The 1,199-nt window shown below is 38.9% G+C and carries 1 protein-coding gene; it reads left to right on the top strand.

The window, feature by feature from the left end; translation table 11 throughout:
- Positions 1-71: 71 nt before the first annotated feature.
- Positions 72-1,147 (top strand): IS3-like element ISAba20 family transposase gene (locus FTU40_RS15100; RefSeq protein WP_085945815.1). Its coding sequence is split into 2 segments (ribosomal slippage): positions 72-324 and positions 324-1,147, totalling 1,077 coding nucleotides; the frame shifts between segments, so codons are not numbered across the junction.
- Positions 1,148-1,199 lie beyond the last annotated feature (52 nt).

Raw genomic sequence — 1,199 nt, 5'->3', positions numbered from 1 at the left:
GGTAATCCCCCCTAAAAATAATTGAGTTTAAAAGTAGAAAATCGAATAACCTTGATTTAAGGAGATTTTCTATGAAAACATCTAAGTATTCAGACAGCTTGATCATGAGTATCTTGAAGCAAGCTGAAGCAGGAACACCCATACCGAACTTGTGCCGCGAACATGGTATGAGCTCTGCTACATTCTACAAGTGGAAGTCCAAATATGGCGGCATGGATCTTTCAATGATGACGCGGCTTAAAGAACTTGAGGCTGAAAATGCCCGTTTAAAACGCATGTATGCTGATGAGCGGCTAAAGTCAGACATCTTGCAAGATGCACTTTTAAAAAAGTTTTAAGGCCTGTTCAGCGAAAGTCACTTGCTCAGCAAGCTACTGAGCAATTTAAGATTTCAATCAGCATGGCCTGCTTAATTTTTAAAGTCAGTCAAACGTGTTATCGCTATAAAGCTCGTTTAGATGAAGAGAATCAACAGATTGCCGAATGGTTGATTCAATTAACCAATGATCATAAAACATGGGGCTTCAAGCTTTGTTTCCTGTATTTGCGTAATGTTAAAAAATACAAATGGAACCACAAACGTGTCTATCGCATTTATAAGGAGCTTGAGCTTAATTTAAGAATCAAGCCTAATAAGCGGATTAAACGAGAACAGCCTGAAACCCTTGCAGTACCGACAGCTAAGAATGAATCATGGTCAATGGACTTTATGTATGATCAACTCAGTGATGGACGTAGTTATCGAGTTCACAACGTGATTGATGACTATAATCGCGAGTCATTGGATATATTGATTGACTTTTCGTTGCCAGCAGAACGTGTGCTGAGAGGACTTGATCAGCTCATTGAATGGCGAGGTAAACCTAAACGCATTAGAACCGACAATGGCCCAGAGTATATAAGTGAGCTGATGGAAAAGTGGTGTGATCAGCATGGTATTGAGCATGTATTTACTCAACCAGGCAATCCACAGCAAAATGCATATGTTGAGCGATTTAATCGTACAGTACGTTATGAGTGTCTAAATCAATATTTATTTCGAGATCTGAGCGAGGTGCAGGACTATACAACTGACTGGCAGTACTTTTATAATCATGAACGACCTCATATGTCAGTAAATGGTTGTCCACCTATTTTTAAACAATAACAAGGCTTTAGATTTTCTACCCATTAATTCAATTAAAAATGGGGGTATTACC

Source organism: Acinetobacter sp. YH12100 (assembly GCF_013419135.1).
Classification (GTDB): domain Bacteria; phylum Pseudomonadota; class Gammaproteobacteria; order Pseudomonadales; family Moraxellaceae; genus Acinetobacter; species Acinetobacter pseudolwoffii.
The sequence above is the reverse complement of the archived record's forward strand: the minus strand, read 5'-3'. Positions and strand labels throughout refer to the sequence as shown.